This window comes from Sphingobium sp. IP1 (genome assembly GCF_002708645.1).
Taxonomy (GTDB): domain Bacteria; phylum Pseudomonadota; class Alphaproteobacteria; order Sphingomonadales; family Sphingomonadaceae; genus Sphingobium; species Sphingobium yanoikuyae.
Map to the genome: position 1 here is coordinate 88278 of NZ_NOIW01000007.1, position 16908 is coordinate 105185.

Annotated in this window: 16 protein-coding genes; 5 read left to right on the plus strand and 11 right to left on the minus strand. The window is 64.9% G+C overall.

The window, feature by feature from the left end:
• Positions 1-9 precede the first annotated feature (9 nt).
• Positions 10-1497: a replicative DNA helicase gene (locus tag CG471_RS03905; RefSeq protein WP_010339984.1), complete on the plus strand. Its 1488-nt coding sequence runs from the start codon at positions 10-12 to the stop codon at positions 1495-1497.
• Between the two features lie 37 nt (positions 1498-1534).
• On the opposite strand, the gene CG471_RS03910 is transcribed toward CG471_RS03905, so the two are convergent.
• From CG471_RS03910 to CG471_RS03955, 10 genes are all read right to left on the minus strand, one after another.
• Positions 1535-1930, minus strand: coding sequence for an MAPEG family protein (locus CG471_RS03910; protein WP_004212218.1), 396 nt, complete (start codon positions 1928-1930; stop codon positions 1535-1537).
• Positions 1931-1969: 39 nt separating this feature from the next.
• Positions 1970-3859 carry a CocE/NonD family hydrolase gene (locus CG471_RS03915; protein WP_099230760.1) on the minus strand — a complete coding sequence of 630 codons (1890 nt, stop codon included), beginning with the start codon at positions 3857-3859 and terminating at the stop codon, positions 1970-1972.
• Between the two features lie 76 nt (positions 3860-3935).
• Positions 3936-5747: a DUF885 family protein gene (locus CG471_RS03920; RefSeq protein ID WP_099230762.1), complete on the minus strand. Its 1812-nt coding sequence runs from the start codon at positions 5745-5747 to the stop codon at positions 3936-3938.
• A 139-nt stretch (positions 5748-5886) separates the two neighbouring features.
• The gene (locus tag CG471_RS03925) at positions 5887-6687 is read right to left on the minus strand and encodes a phosphoadenylyl-sulfate reductase (protein WP_097382852.1); all 801 of its coding nucleotides are present in this window, start codon (positions 6685-6687) and stop codon (positions 5887-5889) included.
• Positions 6680-7120 (minus strand): DUF934 domain-containing protein, encoded by a 441-nt coding sequence (locus CG471_RS03930; protein WP_004212223.1) that lies wholly within the window; start codon positions 7118-7120, stop codon positions 6680-6682. The genes CG471_RS03925 and CG471_RS03930 overlap by 8 nt, the downstream gene beginning before the upstream one ends.
• Positions 7113-8744, minus strand: coding sequence for a nitrite/sulfite reductase (locus CG471_RS03935; RefSeq protein WP_099230764.1), 1632 nt, complete (start codon positions 8742-8744; stop codon positions 7113-7115). The genes CG471_RS03930 and CG471_RS03935 overlap by 8 nt, the downstream gene beginning before the upstream one ends.
• A 1-nt stretch (position 8745) precedes the next feature.
• A complete protein-coding gene (locus CG471_RS03940; RefSeq protein ID WP_037520914.1) occupies positions 8746-9042 on the minus strand; it encodes a DUF2849 domain-containing protein in 297 nt (98 codons plus the stop codon).
• On the minus strand, positions 9039-9827 hold the full coding sequence (gene cobA, locus CG471_RS03945) for a uroporphyrinogen-III C-methyltransferase (protein ID WP_048936929.1): 789 nt from the start codon (positions 9825-9827) through the stop codon (positions 9039-9041). Before cobA ends, CG471_RS03940 begins: the two co-directional genes overlap by 4 nt.
• A gap of 88 nt (positions 9828-9915) precedes the next feature.
• Positions 9916-11349: a succinylglutamate-semialdehyde dehydrogenase gene (gene astD, locus CG471_RS03950; RefSeq protein WP_004212228.1), complete on the minus strand. Its 1434-nt coding sequence runs from the start codon at positions 11347-11349 to the stop codon at positions 9916-9918.
• Between the two features lie 246 nt (positions 11350-11595).
• A complete protein-coding gene (locus CG471_RS03955) occupies positions 11596-12246 on the minus strand; it encodes an alpha/beta hydrolase (RefSeq protein WP_180275603.1) in 651 nt (216 codons plus the stop codon).
• A 281-nt stretch (positions 12247-12527) separates the two neighbouring features.
• On the opposite strand from CG471_RS03955, the gene CG471_RS03960 reads away from it, so the two are divergent.
• Both CG471_RS03960 and CG471_RS03965 read left to right on the plus strand, forming a co-directional pair.
• A complete protein-coding gene (locus tag CG471_RS03960) occupies positions 12528-12776 on the plus strand; it encodes a hypothetical protein (protein ID WP_099230768.1) in 249 nt (82 codons plus the stop codon).
• Positions 12777-12821: 45 nt separating this feature from the next.
• A complete protein-coding gene (locus tag CG471_RS03965) occupies positions 12822-13070 on the plus strand; it encodes a hypothetical protein (RefSeq protein ID WP_069337251.1) in 249 nt (82 codons plus the stop codon).
• A gap of 820 nt (positions 13071-13890) precedes the next feature.
• On the opposite strand, the gene CG471_RS03970 is transcribed toward CG471_RS03965, so the two are convergent.
• On the minus strand, positions 13891-15288 hold the full coding sequence (locus CG471_RS03970) for a protein adenylyltransferase SelO family protein (protein WP_099230770.1): 1398 nt from the start codon (positions 15286-15288) through the stop codon (positions 13891-13893).
• 37 nt (positions 15289-15325) lie between these two features.
• Here CG471_RS03970 and CG471_RS03975 point away from each other — a divergent pair, with 37 nt between their 5' ends.
• Positions 15326-16195 (plus strand): alpha/beta fold hydrolase, encoded by an 870-nt coding sequence (locus CG471_RS03975; protein WP_099230772.1) that lies wholly within the window; start codon positions 15326-15328, stop codon positions 16193-16195.
• The coding region (locus CG471_RS03980) for a glycosyltransferase (RefSeq protein ID WP_143560139.1) at positions 16188-16908 on the plus strand (721 nt) is incomplete at its 3' end. The genes CG471_RS03975 and CG471_RS03980, both read left to right, overlap by 8 nt.

Sequence of the window (16908 nt, forward strand, 5' to 3'; positions counted from 1 at the left end):
TGAGGGCCCATGGTCGAACTCGTGAAACTCAATGCCGCTCCCGAAGAGGGCGGGCTGGAACTGCCGCGCAACGTCGAAGCGGAGGCTGCGCTGCTCGGCGCGCTGATGATTGACAACCGCATCGCGGAGGATGTGCAGCTCAAGCTGAAGCCCGAACATTTCTTCGAGCCACTGCATGGTCGTATCTATGAGGCGGTGATGCGCCTGATCGAGCGCGACATGATCGCCAATCCGGTGACGCTCAAGCCGATGCTGGAACAAGATCCGGCGCTCAAGGAGCTGGGCGGCGCGGCCTATCTGGCGCAGCTCACCGGCAGCGGCGCGGCGCTGCTGGGTGCACGCGACTTCGCGACCCAGATCTATGACCTTGCCCTGCTTCGCCAGCTTGTGAATGTCGGTCGAGAACTGGTTGATAATGCTCTGGATACCAGCGAGGATGTCAATCCGCGTGAGCAGATCGAGCTGGCCGAAGTCGCGCTTTACAAAGTGTCGGAAGGCGAGGGCGAGAGCGGGTCGGTCAAGAGCTTCCTTTCGGCCTCTACCATGGCGGTACAGGTGGCTGAACGTGCGCTCAACAGCGGCGGCCATGTGTCGGGTATCACCACCGGCATCAACAGCCTCAACGAGAAGATCGGTGGTCTGCACAATTCCGACTTGATGATCCTGGCCGGTCGTCCGGGCATGGGCAAGACGTCGCTGGCGACCAATATCGCCTATAATGCGGCGTCGCGCTGGCTGCGCGACCATAATGACGGCATTCCGCCGGAAAAGAATATGGGCGCCAAGACCGCCTTCTTCAGCCTCGAAATGTCGGCCGACCAGCTCGCGACCCGCGTTCTGGCCGAACAATCGGGCATCAGCGGCGAAGCGCTGCGTATGGGCAAGATCAGCCGTGCGGACTTCCAGAACCTGTCGCGCGCCGCGCGCGACCTTCAGGAACTGCCGCTGTTCATCGACGATACGCCGGGCCTGACGATCGCGGCGCTGCGGACCCGCGCTCGTCGCCTCAAGCGCCGTCATGATGTCGGCTTCATCGTCGTCGACTATCTCCAGCTGCTGCAGGGCAGCGGCAAGGCGGGCGATAGCCGCGTCAATGAAATTTCGGAAATTTCCCGTGGTTTGAAGACGTTGGCGAAGGAACTTCATGTGCCGGTGCTGGCGCTGTCGCAGCTCAGCCGTGCGGTGGAACAGCGCGAGGACAAGCGTCCGCAGCTGTCCGACCTTCGCGAATCGGGCTCGATCGAGCAGGACGCGGACATGGTCTGGTTCGTGTTCCGCGAGGATTATTATGTCGCCGCCAAGGAACCGGGCAACAAGGAAGGCCCCGAGCATCAGGAATGGGTGCAGGAGATGGAGCGCATCTACGGCCTGGCCGAAGTGATCGTTGCCAAGCAGCGTCACGGTTCGACCGGCCGTATCCGCATGAAGTTCGACGCCAAGATCACGCGCTTCTCGGATCTCGCGGAGGGCAGCTCCTACCTCGAAGACCTCGAATAAGCGGGCATGGCGGCGGACATGTCCGCCGCCACCCGGTTCAGCCGGCGACGAACGCCTTGAAGACGATGCACAGGCCGATCATGCTGGCGAGATAGGCGAGCGAGCGGACCACCGGCACGCCCAGGCCATAGAGCGGCAGATAGAGCGCGCGCGACACCAGCCACAGCCAGCCGCCGATCGCCGTCCATTCGCTGGTGCGGCCGGCCACGACCACGCCGAACAGGACGATGATCGCGATCGGGAAGGTTTCCAGGAAATTCGCCTGGGCGCGAACCAGCCGGCCGCCGACGGGATCGAGCGGGGGCAGGTTTTCATCCCGCGCCCCGGTATTCCATTTCAGGCCATATTGCTTGGTCTTGAGATGCGCCGCCGCGAAGATATGGACCAGCAGCAGGACGCAGGCCCAGGCCAGGATCTTCAGTTCAACCGCCATCATGCCCTCCCTTGATCGCGGCGGCGCCATGCCATCCGCTTATTTGACGATCGGCAACCATATCGCGCTGGCGCCCGCCGCGCCATATTGCACGCTCTGGGTCGCCGGCTTGTAGTCGCCCGGCTTCGCATCAAAGATCGACGGCACATAGGTCTGCGGGTTGCGGTCATAGACCGGGAACAGGCTGGACTGGATCTGCACCATGATGCGATGGCCCGGCTTGAACACATGGTTCACATTGGGCAGGCCGAACTTGTAATTTTCCGCCTTGCCCGGCGTCAGTGCTTGCGGCTTGTCGAAGCCATGGGCGTAGCGGCCCCGGAAAATGTCGATGCCGATCGGCAGTTCATATCCGGCCATCACCGGATTGGCGGTGTTCTCTTCCGGATAGACGTCGATCAGCTTCACCACCCAGTCGCTGTCGGTGCCACTGGTGGCGGCGAACAGGTCGACCATCGGCTGGCCGGCAATATGGACCTCCTTGTCCAGCACCGGCGTCACATAGGTCAGCACATCGGGCCGACCATCGACGAAACGCTGGTCCTTGACCAGCCAGGTGCGCCAGGCCTCATTCTGGTCCTGATGGATCGGCCGGGGCAGATAGGGCACCGGCTTGGCTGGATCGGAGACATAGGAGTCGCTGCCCGCCGCTGCGGGCTTGGCCCAGGACAGGCTGTAGCTGGCACCGAGATAGAGCGGCGTCGGCGTGCCGCCCGGCCATTTGGCGCGGGTTTCCCATTTGTCGATGCCGGTGGCGTAGGTGAGCGAGCCGGGCATGGTGTAGCCGGCGGGCGGATTGTCCTTGAGATAATGGTCGAGGAAGGGCTTCATCGTGCCGACGCGGAACTGGCGGCCGGTATCGCCCTCGAACTGCAGATCGCCCAAGCTGCGCCCCTCATAATTGACGCCGCTATGGCGCCAGGGACCGATCACCAGGCTGACCATGTCATTCTTCTTGTCCTGGGGGTCCAGCGCCTTGTAGACCGCTGGCGCGCCATAGCTGTCTTCCTGGTCCCACTGGCCCACGACCAGCATGGTGGGCACGGTCAGCGTGCGCTTGGCCAGCAGCTTGTCGACCGCCTGTTCCTGCCAATAGGCGTCATAGGCCGGATGTTCGAGCAGCTTGCGGACCGAGGGGAAGGCGTCGAGGCCATAGGCGCGGGCGAAGTCGCCGGCCGATCCGGCGTTCAGCATCGTCGTATATTCGTCGCCATTACCCATCGGGATGGCGCCGCCGCCCTTCTTGGCGGTCTGCGACAGGCTGTAACCGAAGCCGAAATTGCGGAACGCGCCATTGTGGAACCAGTCGTCGCCCATCCAGCCGTCGACCATCGGGCTCTGCGGCACGGCGGCCTTCAACGCGGGGTGTGGATCGATCAGCGCCATCAGCGAGGTGAAACCGGGATAGGAGGAGCCGGTGATCGCGACCTTGCCGTTGGTTTCCGGCACATTCTTCACCAGCCAGTCGATCGTGTCATAGGCGTCGGTGCTGTTGTCGACATCGGTCTTGTTGAGCGGGCCACGCAGCGGCCGGGTCATGACATAGTCGCCCTCCGACCCGTGCAGGCCGCGTACGTCCTGATAGACGCGGATATAGCCGTCATTGACGAAATCGGCGTCCATGACCGGCAGGATTTCCTCGATCCTCTGGCTGCGGTTGCGGCTGGTCGCCTTGCCGGCATCATAGGGGGTGCGGGTCAGCAGGATGGGGCCGTGGCTCGTGCCCTTGCGCATGACGATGACGGTGAACAGCTTCACCCCGTCGCGCATCGGGATCATCACTTCCTTGCGCACATAGTCCGCCTGCGGCCGGGCCGGATCATAGACATCGACCTTGTCCGGGGTCATCGGATCGGTCTGGGCGGCGATCGGCGCGGCGAGCGCGGCGATCATCAGGGCGGCGGTCGAAATCTGCGCGGCACGAAGCATGGCGATACCCCTTTGTTCTTTTGTGATCATGCAACGGGTCCGGCCTTGAGGGAAGGCCGGACCCGCTTGTCCTTTGTCAGGCCTGCGCGAGGGCGCGGGCGCGATCCTCGATCCGCTTTTCCAGGATCGACAGCGGCATCGCGCCTTCCTCAAGAACGGCGTGGAACTGCTTGATATCGAACTTGTCGCCCAGCAGCGCCTGCGCCTTTTCGCGGGCCTTGGTCCAGCTGCCATGGCCGACCTTGTAGCTGGTCGCCTGGCCAGGCTGGGTGCAATAGCGCTCGACCTCGCGCTGGCAGCGGGGGCGGGCAAAACCGGTCTTCTCGACCATGTAATCGGTCGCCTGCTTGACGCTCCACTGCTTGGAATGGATGCCGGTGTCGACCACCAGGCGGGCGGCGCGGAACAGGAAGGACTGGAGATAGCCGGCACGGTCGATCGGCGTCGCATAGCCGCCCAGTTCGTCGGCCAGTTGCTCGGCATAGAGCGCCCAGCCTTCGCTATAGGCGCTCATGAAGGCGACCTTGCGCAGCATCGGCACGTCACCGGCAGTCTGCGCGGTCGAGATCTGGAGGTGATGGCCGGGCACACCTTCATGATAGGTGAGGGCGGGCAGGCCATATTTCGGCCAGTCGCCGACGTCCTTCAGGTTGATGAAGTAGATGGCCGGGCGCGAGCCGTCGAGCGCGGCGCGGTTATAATAGCCGTTGGAGGCGCCATCCTGGATCTCGACCGGCACCGCGCGGATTTCCAGCGGGGTATTGGGGATGGTCGTGAACGCCTGGGGCAGCTTTGCCTTCATGGCGTCGAGGTCGCGGTTGAGCTGGGCGAGCAGGGCGGCGCGGCCGTCCGGGCTGTCGGCATAAAGCTGGGCCGGGTCGACGTTGAGCGCGGCGAGCTTTTCGCCGACGCTGCCCTTGGTGAAGCCGGCGCCGTTCAGGATCACGTCCAGCTTGGCGCTGATGTCGGCGACCTGCTCCAGCCCCATGGCGTGGATCTGGTCGGCGCTAAGATCGGTGGTGGTCGCCTGCTTGAGGGCGGCAGCATAGATTTCGTCGCCGCGCGGGGTGCGCCATACGCCGTCGCCGGCGGCGGTCTTGGACTTCAATGCCTCGATCGCGGCGATCTGCTCGTCGAGCGCGGGGTAGATCGCCTTTTCGACGATCGCGGCGGCCTGCGCCTGCCAGTCGCCGGTCACGCCCTTGGCCGCAGCGCGCTTCACCAGCGACTGGACCAGGCTGCTGGTCGCGGCGGGCTGGCTGCGCAGCTTCTTCATCTGGCCAAGCGTCAGGTCGAGCGACCAGCCGGGCGCGAGATAGCCGCGCGCGGCCTCGTCCCGCTGCAGAGCGGTGTCGGTCCGCAGGTTGCGGGCAAAGGCGTCGAGGCGGGCGACATAGGCGTCGCAATCACCGGCCGTGTTGATGGTGTGTGCGGTGTTCAGGAAATCGGGCGTCTGGAAATAGCTGCCGCCCTGCTGGAAGATGCGATAGGGGCGCTGGACGCTGTTGAGGCCGAATTTTGCCGGGGAGACCGTCTGCTGGTCGAGCGAATAGAGGATGACCTCCAGGTTCAGGCGCTGCGCATCCGACAAGGCGGCGCCCTCATAACCCTTGAACTCCTTGATCGCGGCCTGGGTAGCGGCCAGCTTCTTCATCGTGCCCGACTTGCTGTTGTCGTCGAGCTGGCTCTTGGCGGCGGAGCGGGCGCCCTTGTCGAGGCCGAGGCTGGTGACCATGGCCGGCGACAGGTCGAGCTGGCGCTCGAAGGCGGTGGCGAAGGCGGCCGACAGGCGCGCATCATCGGCGCCAGCCGCCTGGGCCAGGGCACGGGGCGTGGCGGTGGCGAGCGCAACCGCGCCCGAGGAAAGCAGGAATTGACGACGATCCATGGGGCGACTCCCTTAAGTCCCGTTGGAAAGGGGGGAGTGTATTGCGCTGCTGACACGACAGGTCCAGCGCGCGCCCGTGCTTGTTACGCAATGTTACAATAAGATAAGGGACGGGCGCCCCGCAGGGCGCCCGGTGCGATCAGAAGGCGGGCAGGTTTGCCGGGTCTTCCGGATCGATAACGGGGATCGGCGTCACCGGCGAATGGATGCCGCACTCCACCTTGTCCCAACCGCGCCAGCGGCCGGCGCGCGGGTCTTCGCCCGGCAGAACCTTGGACGTGCAGGGTTCGCAGCCGATCGACAGATAGCCCTGTGCTTCCAGCGGGTGACGCGGCAGTTGTTCGGCCTCGAAATAGGCTTCCAGATCGGTCTTGGTCCAGTCGCCCAGCGGATTGATCTTGAGCCGGCCGTCCTCGACCTCGAAGCGGGGCAGGTTCTGGCGCGTGACCGACTGGAAGGCCTTGCGGCCAGAAATCCAGGCGTCCAGACTCGCCTTGGCACGCTTCATCGGCTCGACCTTGCGGATTTCGCAGCAGCCGTCGGGATCATAGGACCAGCGCAGGCCGGTTTCGTCCTTCTTGGCCAGCACGGCGGCGTCGGGCGCGACCACGCTGCTGTTGGTGAAACCCAGCCGCGCGACCAGCGTGTCGCGATAGTTGAGCGTCTCGGCGAACATCTTTTGCGTATCGACGAAGATCACCGGGATAGCCTTGTCGGCCTTGGCCACCAGATCGAGCAGCACCGCGCTTTCCGTGCCGAAGGAAGAGACGACGCCGACATTGCCGGCGAGGCCTTCCGCAAACACGGTCTTGAGCATGGTCAGCGTATCGACACCCTCGAAGCGCGCGTTGAGCGCATCGGCATCCCCCTGGGTAAAGACGGGGCGGGCATCGATCACATCTACTAGCCGCTCTGGGATCTGGCGGGCAGGTTCAGCCATCAATTTTCTCCGGATGCCGTTTCGCCCAGACGGGCTGACGGCCATCGATCGTCTTCTGATAGACGTCGGCATAGCGGGTGAGCGCACGCTCCACGGCGGCGTCATCCAGGGCTTTGGCGGGGTGGAAACTGTCGAAGCCGCAGCGGCGCATGGCGTTGATCTGGTCGACCAGCACGTCGCCTACGGCGCGCAATTCGCCTTGATAGCCCGATTCCCGCAGGATGCGCGCGGCCGAATAGCCGCGCCCGTCGCCATAGGCCGGGAAGTTCACCTCGACCAGCGAGAGGCGGTCGAGATGGGGCAGCAGTTCGCGCGCATCCTCGCCTGGCTCGATGCGGACGGCGGTGGCGTTGGACTGGCCGGTGAAGGATTCGACCGTGACGGCCGGTTCCTGTGCGGCTTCACCGTCGCGGAAGGAGAGGAACTCAACCATAGATCGCCTCCTTGAAGGGCTTCATGCCGATGCGGCGATAGGTGTCGAGGAAGCGCTCCCCGTCGGTGCGTTCGGCGAGGTAGATGTCGGTGACCTTCTCGATCGCGTCGACCACGCCGTCTTCGGAGAAACCGGGGCCGGTGATCTGACCGAGCGACGCATCCTCCGCGCCCGATCCGCCGAGCAGCAGCTGGAAATTCTCCACGCCCTTCCGGTCGACGCCCAAAATGCCGATATGGCCGGCATGATGGTGGCCGCAGGCATTGATGCAGCCCGAAATCTTGAGCTTCAGCTCGCCCAGTTCCGTCTGACGCGCATTGTCGGCGAAGCGCTGCGCGATCTTCTGTGCCAGCGGGATCGAACGGGCATTGGCCAGCGCGCAATAATCAAGGCCGGGACAGGCGATGATGTCGGTGATGAGGTCGAGATTAGCCTCGGCCAGACCCGCTTCGTCCAGCTTCTGCCAGATGGCGTAGAGATCCGCCTTCCTGACATGCGGCAGGACGAGATTCTGCGCATGGGTGACGCGCAGTTCGTCGAGGCTGTACTGCTCGGCCAGCGACGCGACCAGTTCGATCTGTTCCGCCGACGCGTCGCCGGGAATGCCGGTCAGCGGCTTCAGGCTGATATTGACGATCGCATAGCCGGGCTGCTTGTGGGCTGCAACCTGACGGTCGACCCACAGGGCGAAGGCCGGATCGGCACGGTCGATTTCTTCGCTCAGGCCCGTTTCATAGGCCGGGTTGGCGAAGAAGGCGCGGATGCGATCTAGTTCCTCGGTCGGCGGGTTGAGGCCCAGTTCGCGCATATGGGCGAACTCTTCCTCGACCTGGCGCTTATATTCCTCGACGCCGATCTCATGGACCAGGATCTTGATCCGGGCCTTATACTTGTTGTCGCGGCGACCGTAGCGATTATAGACGCGCAGGCAGGCCTCCAGATAGGAGACGATCTCCTCTTCGGCCACGAAATCCCTGATTTGCGGCGCGACCATTGGGGTACGGCCCATGCCGCCACCGGCATAGACTTCGGCACCAATGATGCCATCCTTCGACACCAGCTTCAGGCCGATATCGTGCAGGCGCATCGCCGCGCGATCATCGTCGCTGGCAATCACGCAAATCTTGAACTTGCGCGGCAGATAGGTGAATTCCGGGTGGAAGCTCGACCATTGACGCAGCAGTTCGGCCCAGGGGCGAGGGTCCGCCACCTCGTCGGCGCTAACGCCGGCATATTGGTCGGAACTGATGTTGCGGATGCAATTGCCGCTGGTCTGGATGGCGTGCATCTCCACCGTCGCCAGTTCGGCGAGGATGTCGGGCGCATCGGCCAGTTTGATCCAGTTATATTGCAGGTTCTGGCGCGTGGTGAAGTGGCCATAGCCCTTGTCGTACTTCGCCGCGATCTCGCCCAGCTTGCGCATCTGCTTGCCGGACAGGGTGCCATAAGGGATGGCGACGCGCAGCATATAGGCGTGAAGCTGGAGATAGAGGCCGTTCATCAGCCGCAGCGGCTTGAACTGATCCTCGGTCAGCGCGCCGGTCAGGCGGCGTTGCACCTGGTCGCGAAATTCATCGACGCGGGCGTCGACGATGGACTGGTCATAGCTGTCGTAGCGATACATGTCAGATCACCCAGTTGCCGGCGTCGGCGTCATTCGGTTTCAAATTGAGGTCGGGGCGGACCGTGGGGCCAAGGGCGCGGATACGGTCCTTGATATGGGCCGGGCGCACGCCCTCGTCAGTGACGGTCGCGTCGATCACATAAGCGCCGACGACGCGCAGCGCCGCTTCCTCGGTGCGGACGAGGTCGTCGCCCTGTTCGCCGACATCGGCGCTGTCGCCGACCTGGCGCGACCAGCCGTCGCCGGCCCACCAGATGACATCACCGGTCACCAGATCATTGCCCGTCAGGATCTTCACGAACGCATCTCCGAAATACTCTCCCCTTTTGCAGCCCAGTCCGCCAGCACATCGCGTGCCAGGGCATGGGCTGCCACGTCGCCGACCACGATCAGGGCCGGGCTTTTGACTTCTTCACGCGCCACCATGTCGCCCAGATCGGCGAGCAGGGTGCGCAGGCTGCGCATATCGGCGCGCGTGCCATTTTCCAGCACCGCGACCGGGATTGCCGGCGACACGCCGTCGGCCATCAGCTTGTCGGCGATGTCGGCGGCGGTCGCGACGCCCATATAGATGACGAGCGTGCGGCCTTTTCCCGCAAGGCCCGACCAATCCTGATCGGTAAGCCCCTTGCACTGGCCGGCGACGAAACTGACCGCGCTTGACGCCTCGCGATGGGTCAACGGCAGTTGCGCCTGGGCGGCGGCGCCGATCGCGGCGCTGATGCCCGGCACGACCTCGACCGGCACGCCGGCAGCGCGGCAGGCATCCACTTCCTCGCCGCCACGGCCGAAGATGAAGGGGTCGCCACCCTTCAGGCGGACGACCGGCTCACCGGCCAGGGCAAAGCGGACCAGCAGGGCGTTGATCGCCTCCTGCGGCATGGAATGGCGGCTGCGCTGCTTGGCGACCGATACCAGTTCGGTTTGAGGCCCGGCCAGCGCCAATATGTCGTCGGACACCAGCCCGTCATGCACGATCAGGCGCGCGTCGCGGATCAGGCGCACGGCCTTGATGGTCAGCAGTTCCGGGTCGCCCGGTCCCGCGCCCACCAGGTGGACGGTAGCAGGTGCAATGTCAGCCATGCTCGCCACATGGCGAAAGGGCGACGGAGTTTCAATTCAGAATGGATATGGAGGGGCTTAGGAAAAGTTTTGTCCAGTAGCCGGGTTGTCAATCGCCCATGGCGCTGACGTCGATGTCCTTGAGCCCGATGCCGATGGTGGCGCGGGGCTGTTCGATCTCGGCCGATGCGACCGGATAGGCGCAATAATCGGCGGCATAATAGGCGCTGGGGCGGTGGTTGCCGGATACGCCGACGCCGCCGAACGGGGCGGTGCCCGACGCGCCATTGGTGGGCCGGTTCCAGTTGATCACGCCGGCGCGGACGTTGCCCCAGAATTGCGCATATTGTTCGGGACTGCCGCCGACGAGCGAGGCGGACAGGCCATAACGGCTGCTATTGGCTTCGGCGATGGCGGTTTCGAAATCGGGCACGCGCACGATCTGGAGCAGTGGGCCGAACAGCTCGACATCGGGCCGTTCCTTCATCGCGGTCACGTCGATGATCGCGGGCGTCAGGAAGGGCAGGCCCTTTTGCGGCCGGACCATATGCTTGATCGGCCGGCCGCCATGGCTCATCAGATAGAGGAAGCTTTCGGTCAGGCCATCGGCGGTCGGATTGTCGATGACCGGCCCCATATAGGGCTGCGGATCGGCATGGGGGTGATCGACGATCAGCCGGTCGGCAAGCTTCTTGACCTCCGCGATCAGGGCGTCGGCCATGGCGTCGCGCACGATCAGCCGGCTGGCGGCGGTGCAGCGCTGGCCGCTCGACAGGAAGGCGGACTGGATGACCAGCGCGGCGGCGGCGCCGATTTCCGGCGTATCCCAGACGACCAGCGGATTGTTGCCGCCCATTTCGAGCGCGAGGATCTTGCCCGGCTGGGTCGCGAACTGGCGGTTGATGGCGATGCCGGTCTGGGCCGATCCGGTGAACAATATGCCCGCGACATCGGCATGGGCGGCGAGCGCCTTGCCTTCCTCCGCGCCGCCGAGCAGCAACTGGACGGCGTCGGTCGGGACGCCCGCCTCATGATAGAAGCGCACCAGCATCTCGCCGACTGCCGGGGTTTTTTCCGACGGTTTGAAGATGACGGCATTGCCCGCCAGCAGCGCCGGGATGATGTGGCCATTGGGCAGATGGGCCGGGAAATTATAGGGGCCAAGCACTGCCATCACGCCATGGGGCTTGTGCCGCACCGACTGGCGGGCGCCCAGATTGGCCTCCAGCCGGCGCTGGCCGGTGCGTTCGGAATAGGCGGCGACCGATGTGTCGATCTTGGCCATCACCGCCGTCACCTCGGTCCGGGCGTCCCATAGCGGCTTTCCGGTTTCGCGGGCGATCAGGTCGGCCAGTTCTTCCTCATGGGCGCGCACGACATTGACGAAGCGGCGCAGCGTTTCGATGCGGAAGGCGACCGGCTGCGCGGCCCAGCGCGGCCAGCCGGAGCGGGCGCGGGCGACGATATCGTCCACGTCGCCGCTTTCGCCCTGCCATAGCAGGGCGCCGGTCGCGGGTTCATGGGACGTCAGCGCGGCGGACATGGTGCAGGATATGACCGAAAATGGTTAACGAAGGAAGAGCGGGGCATGGAGGGCGCTCTTCTACGTTCGGCCAATAGGAAATGTTCCGCTTAACTTCCCATATTTCCCGCATATTTGGGCATTTAAGAACCGAAGTTGGAAATTTTATGATGCTGGGCCGATCCGGCCGGGCTGGGCGCCCGTGCCGGATCGATCCTGTACCATCCTGCCGTCGAATAGGACAGCGCGACCGCCTGTCAGCAGCGATCAGAAGCCGTAGCGGATCGACATTTCGGCGCTGCGCCGGGCTTCTTCGTTGCGGACCGCGGCAAGATCGGCCGGCGTCGTCCGATCGGTCAGGCGGTGGAGCAGGAACTGGCCGAAATTCCATTCGCCCAGATCCGACGCGGCGTTGATATGGCCGCTTTCGCCCGCGTCGGCGAACTGGCTGCCCCAGAATTGGGCGAGCCGCCGGGCGCTGGCAAAGTCGATATAGGGATCGTTGCGGCTGGCGACGACGATCGAGGGGAAGGGGAGCAGCCCCTTGGGCGTGGGGCCGAAGCCGACGAGGCGGCGGTCGACCGCGCCGCTGTCCACTTCCGGCGGCGCCACAAGCAGGGCGCCGGCCACCTTGTCCCGCAACTGTCCGGTTTCGAACGCTGCCCACCAGGCGACCGCATGGCAGCCAAGGCTGTGCGCGGCCAGGATCACCGGCCCGTCAACCTGGGCGATGGCATGGCCCAGATTGGTGATCCAGGCATTGCGATGGGGCGCGTCCCAGCTGCCCAGTTCGACCCGATGGCAGTCGGGAAGCGCCTTTTCCCAAAGGCTTTGCCAATGGCCCGGACCGCTGTTCATCAGGCCGGGCACGGTCAGGATGGTGGGGGTCTGGTCATCCGACAGGGTGTGAATCGTCATCTGCACCTCCAAATCTATGGGGCGATTTTATCACTACTGATTTGATTGACAATAAAGCTTTGCTGATGCGTGGCGAAGCTGCGGTGGATTGCGTTATGCGAAAAATGCCAAATATAAAAATTTAACGCCGACTGTTGGTGTAATTTTCGTGCGATAAATATGGTCTGCGCGAACTGAAGCCCGATTTTCCGGGCTTTCGGCAAATTGGCACGGCCCCTGCAATGCTCCTGGCACGACCCGATCGGGGTCGCGGAACGAGATTTCAGGGAAGGAATTTGCTCATGAAGACCATCGCCATCATCGCCGCCGCTGCCGCCATGACCGTTGCCGCCACGCCGGCCTTCGCCCAGCCCGAAGGCAAGTTCGGCAACGCGAAGGTCAGCTATGAAGAAAAGACCGACCGCTATTGCTTCCGCGAAGTGCAGCCCAGCACGCTGGTGCCGCGCGTCGATTGCCGCAGCAGGCAGGATTGGGCCGACGCGGGCCTGACCATCAGCCGCAAGCCGGCCGTCCAACTGGCCCAGCGCTGAACGCCAACGCCACCGATCCATCAAAATCAGGGAAGGAATTTGCTCATGAAGACCATCGCCATCATCGCCGCTGCCGCCGCCATGACCGTTGCTGCCGCACCCGCCTTCGCCCAGCCCGTGGGCAAGTTCGGCAACGCCAAGGTCAGCTATGAAGAAAAGACCGACCGCTACTGCTTCCGCGAAGTGCAGCCCAGCACGCTGGTGCCGCGCGTCGATTGCCGCAGCAGGCAGGATTGGGCCGATGCGGGCCTGACCATCAGCCACAAGTCGGCCGTCCAGCTTGCCCGGCGCTGAGGTGCAGTGCCTCCTGGCGATACGAAGTCGGGAGGCTGCCCTGATGGGGCAGATTTTGCGACGGATCGCGGCAGGGCTGCGATCAACCCGGGAACGACCTTTTGCCCATATCGTTGGTTCGACGGACGCGGCCCGCGCATGGTTATCACGGGGCGGCCTGCGACCGATGGAGCGTCCCGTCCCGCCTTCCGGGGCAAAGGCGGGACGCTTTTTCCGTGTTACGCTGCTGCGATCAGCGGTAATCGGCCGGACGGATCCGGCTTCTTCCTGAAAATTGCTGGCGGGTCTCGACCCGAAATCGACGCGACAGTCGAAGTTCACAGTGTCGTGAGGCTGATTTTGGGGAAAAGCACCGGTGATGCTCCTGCGACGCGCCGACGACGCGCCTGTGAAGCGACACACGCATCGAAACCGGGTCATCACCACGCGTCGGTGACGCGACAGTGGGGCGACAGTGAAGCGACGCCCATGCGCCAGCAGGCGGTTGCGGAGCGACCGCGAGATGGCCTGAAGATCGTGTGATTGATCCATGTCGAAGGGTAGATCAGAGACCGGCCGAGTAGGAAAGCTGAGTTGGGCGGTCTGGAAGCGACCAAAAGCAGACGTTTCTCATTCCTCCCCAAGCTTGCTTGGGGAGGTGGCAGCGCGAAGCGTTGACGGAGGGGCATGGCGCAAACGCAACGCCATTGCCCCTCCACCGCCTTCGGCGGTCCCCCTCCCCAAGCAAGCTTGGGGAGGATTATCGGGCAGACCGCTTCCCACCCCATTCCGCCACGCGATCAGGTGTGGTGACACTCGCTTTGCCGGGCCTTGGCCCTTTTCACGGCAGTTCCGGCGCTGCCCCATGCGCCTCGCCCATGCGGCGGATGGCGGTGACCTTGGCGTGGAGCGGGGACCAGTCGTCGGACTGGTCGATGGCGCTCCAGATCGCTTCCACCTCGTCGATATGCATGGAGCAGGGGGCTTCGTCCGACCAATAGGCGTGGTCGCGGGCGCCGGGGACGGGCGCATGGTCGGCCAGCTGGTCGCGCAGTTCGGCCCAGATGGGTTCGCTGTAGCGGACGGGGTTGCGGGGTGTGCCGCCGCGCCAGTCGTGGAAGAAGATGTCGATTGGCGTCGCGGTGGTCATCATCGCGCGCACGGCGGTTTCGGTCATGGCGGCGCTGTCCGTGCCCGGTTGAACGCCGAGGCGCCAGCAGAAGCGGCGCTGCATCGCCTGGGCATAGAGGGCGGGGAAGCGTTCGAGCTGTTCGATCAGTGGTGGTGCCTCGGTAAGCGGGCGCAGCGACACGGCGAGCTGGGCGACGTCCCAATGGATCGCCTCGGCCTGGCGGGCGAAGGCGTAGAGGCCGGCATGGTCGAAATAGGCGGCGGTGAAGCCGGCGTCCCACAGCGGCGTGAAGCGCCAGGGGCCATAGTCGAAGCTTTCGCCGGTGACATTGATATTGTCGCTGTTGAGCACGCCATGGACGAAGCCGGCGACCATGTAGCTGGCGGCAAGGTCGGCGGTGCGATCGACCACGCGGCCGAGCAGCTGGGCGGGCGGATTGTCGCCGGGCTTCTCCCCATACAGGCGGGTGAGGGCATAGTCGGTCAGCCGTTCGAGCAACCTATTATCCTCGATATAGGCGGCGCGCTGGAAGCTGCCGATGCGGATATGCGAATGGCTGAGGCGGACCATTGCCGCGCCGCGCGTGGGCGAGGGTTCGTCATTGCGCTCCAGCGCCTCGCCGGTCTCGATGATCGAGAAGGTCTTGGACGTGTTGACGCCCAGCGCCTCCAGCATCTCGGTCGCCAAAATCTCGCGCACGCCGCCCTTGAGCGTCAGGCGGCCGTCACCGAAGCGGCTATAGGGGGTCTGGCCCGATCCCTTGGTGCCAAGGTCGAGCAGGCGGCCATCCGCGTCGCGCATCTGCGCGAACAGGAAGCCGCGGCCGTCGCCGATATCGGGATTATAATGGCGGAACTGATGACCATGGTAGCGCAGGGCGAGCGGCTGGGGGAGCGTGCCGGGCAGCGGCGTGAAGCGGCCGAAATGGGCGATCCACTCTTCGTCGCTCAGATGATCGAGGCCGACCGATGCGGCAGCGCGGTCATTGCGGAAGCGCAACAGGGTCTGCGGAAAGTCGGCAGCATGCACCGGATCGGCGATGTCGGGCATCAGCGCGGTGATTTCCGTGGCGGGGTGGTAATTGGCGGCTTGCGGCTTGTTGTCCATGCGGCGATATGGGGGAGCATGGGCGGAAGGATCAAGCTTGACCGGCTATAGTGACGCATATTGGTGGTCCCCGGATGGACTGCGGCTGCATTATCGCGACTATGCGGGCGGTGAGGACGGGCGGCCGCCCTTGCTGTGCCTGCCGGGGCTGACCCGCAATGCGCGCGATTTCGAGCCGCTGGCGCAGCGGCTGGCGGGCGAGTGGCGGGTGATCTGCCCGGATATGCGGGGGCGCGCGGAAAGCGCCTATGCCAAGGATCCGATGAGCTATGTGCCGCTGACCTATTTGCAGGATATCGGCCGGTTACTGGCGGACCTGGCGATCACCCGCTTTGTGGCCGTCGGCACGTCGCTGGGCGGGATCATCACCATGCTGATCGCCGCGACCCATCGCGAATGGCTGGCGGGTGCGGTGCTGAACGATGTCGGCCCGACGCTGGACGAGGCGGGGCTGGAGCGGATTCGCGGCTATGTGGGCGTGGGTCAGTCGCACCCGAGCTGGGTCCATGCGGCCCGCGCGCTGGAGGAAGCGAATGGCGATGTCTATCCGGCCTATGGGCTGGAACAATGGCTGGCCATGGCCAAGCGCCTCTATCGGCTGAACAGCGGCGGGCGGATCGTGCTCGACTATGACATGCGCATCGCCGAGCCGCTGCGCGCGCCCGGTGGCGAGGCGGGTGTCGACATGTGGCCGGTAATGGCGGCTTTCCACGGTATTCCGACGCTGCTGCTGCGCGGTGGCCGGTCGGACCTGCTGAGCGCGCCGACGGCGGAACGGATGGCGCGCGAGGTGGGGGCAAGCGCGGAACTGGTGACGGTGCCCGATGTCGGCCATGCGCCGGCTTTGGACGAGCCGGAGGCGGCGGCCGGGATCGACCATTTGCTGGAACGCGTGCTGCGTGGCTGATGGCGGCGGCGTGAGGCGGGGCGATCCGCCGCGCATCCTGCATATCCATGGCAGCTTCACGCTGGGCGGCAAGGAAGCCCGCGCGATCCGGCTGATGAACATCTGGGGCGACAAGGCGCGGCACAGCATCGTCAGCGCCGCGCCCGAGGCGCTTGCCGCCCGCAGCGCGATCGAGCCGCAGGTGCCGGTCGACTTTCCCGAAGCGCCGCCCTTTGCCGGGCGGCCGGGGCTGGCGCGGTTCCGCGCGATCGCGCAGTTCCTGTCCGGCTATGACCTGGTGCTGGGCTATAATTGGGGGGCGATGGACGGGGTGATGGCGCACCGGCTGTTCGCCCGGTCGATGCGCCTGCCGCCGCTGATCCATCATGAGGATGGCTTCAACGCCGATGAGGCCGCGGGGCTGAAGCCGCAGCGCAATCTCTATCGGCGCATGGCGCTGGGCCGGGCGCAGGCGCTGGTCGTGCCCTCGGCCCGGCTGGAGCGGATCGCGCATCAGGCGTGGAAGCAGCCGGCGGGCAAGGTGCATCTGATCCGCAACGGCATCGATGTGGCGCGCTATGCGCAGGCACCGGCACCGGATGCGATACCGGGGCTGGTGCGCACGCCGGGCAAGCTGCTGGTCGGCACGCTGGCGGGGCTGCGCGCGGTCAAGAATATCCCCCGGCTGGTGCGGGCGGTGGCGGCCCATCGCGCGGGGCTGCAACTGGTGGTGG

Excerpts from the sequence above, each read along its gene's own strand:
- CG471_RS03920 (WP_099230762.1), bottom strand. The coding sequence starts at position 5,747 with ATGGATCGTCGTCAATTCCTGCTTTCCTCGGGCGCGGTTGCGCTCGCC.
- astD (WP_004212228.1), bottom strand. The coding sequence starts at position 11,349 with ATGTCCGCCGCGCTGACGTCCCATGAACCCGCGACCGGCGCCCTGCTA.
- cobA (WP_048936929.1), bottom strand. The coding sequence starts at position 9,827 with ATGGCTGACATTGCACCTGCTACCGTCCACCTGGTGGGCGCGGGACCG.
- CG471_RS03955 (WP_180275603.1), bottom strand. The coding sequence starts at position 12,246 with ATGACGATTCACACCCTGTCGGATGACCAGACCCCCACCATCCTGACC.
- CG471_RS03925 (WP_097382852.1), bottom strand. The coding sequence starts at position 6,687 with ATGGCTGAACCTGCCCGCCAGATCCCAGAGCGGCTAGTAGATGTGATC.
- CG471_RS03965 (WP_069337251.1), top strand. The coding sequence starts at position 12,822 with ATGAAGACCATCGCCATCATCGCCGCTGCCGCCGCCATGACCGTTGCT.
- CG471_RS03960 (WP_099230768.1), top strand. The coding sequence starts at position 12,528 with ATGAAGACCATCGCCATCATCGCCGCCGCTGCCGCCATGACCGTTGCC.
- CG471_RS03905 (WP_010339984.1), top strand. The coding sequence starts at position 10 with ATGGTCGAACTCGTGAAACTCAATGCCGCTCCCGAAGAGGGCGGGCTG.
- CG471_RS03910 (WP_004212218.1), bottom strand. The coding sequence starts at position 1,930 with ATGGCGGTTGAACTGAAGATCCTGGCCTGGGCCTGCGTCCTGCTGCTG.
- CG471_RS03935 (WP_099230764.1), bottom strand. The coding sequence starts at position 8,744 with ATGTATCGCTACGACAGCTATGACCAGTCCATCGTCGACGCCCGCGTC.
- CG471_RS03915 (WP_099230760.1), bottom strand. The coding sequence starts at position 3,859 with ATGCTTCGTGCCGCGCAGATTTCGACCGCCGCCCTGATGATCGCCGCG.
- CG471_RS03970 (WP_099230770.1), bottom strand. The coding sequence starts at position 15,288 with ATGGACAACAAGCCGCAAGCCGCCAATTACCACCCCGCCACGGAAATC.
- CG471_RS03930 (WP_004212223.1), bottom strand. The coding sequence starts at position 7,120 with ATGGTTGAGTTCCTCTCCTTCCGCGACGGTGAAGCCGCACAGGAACCG.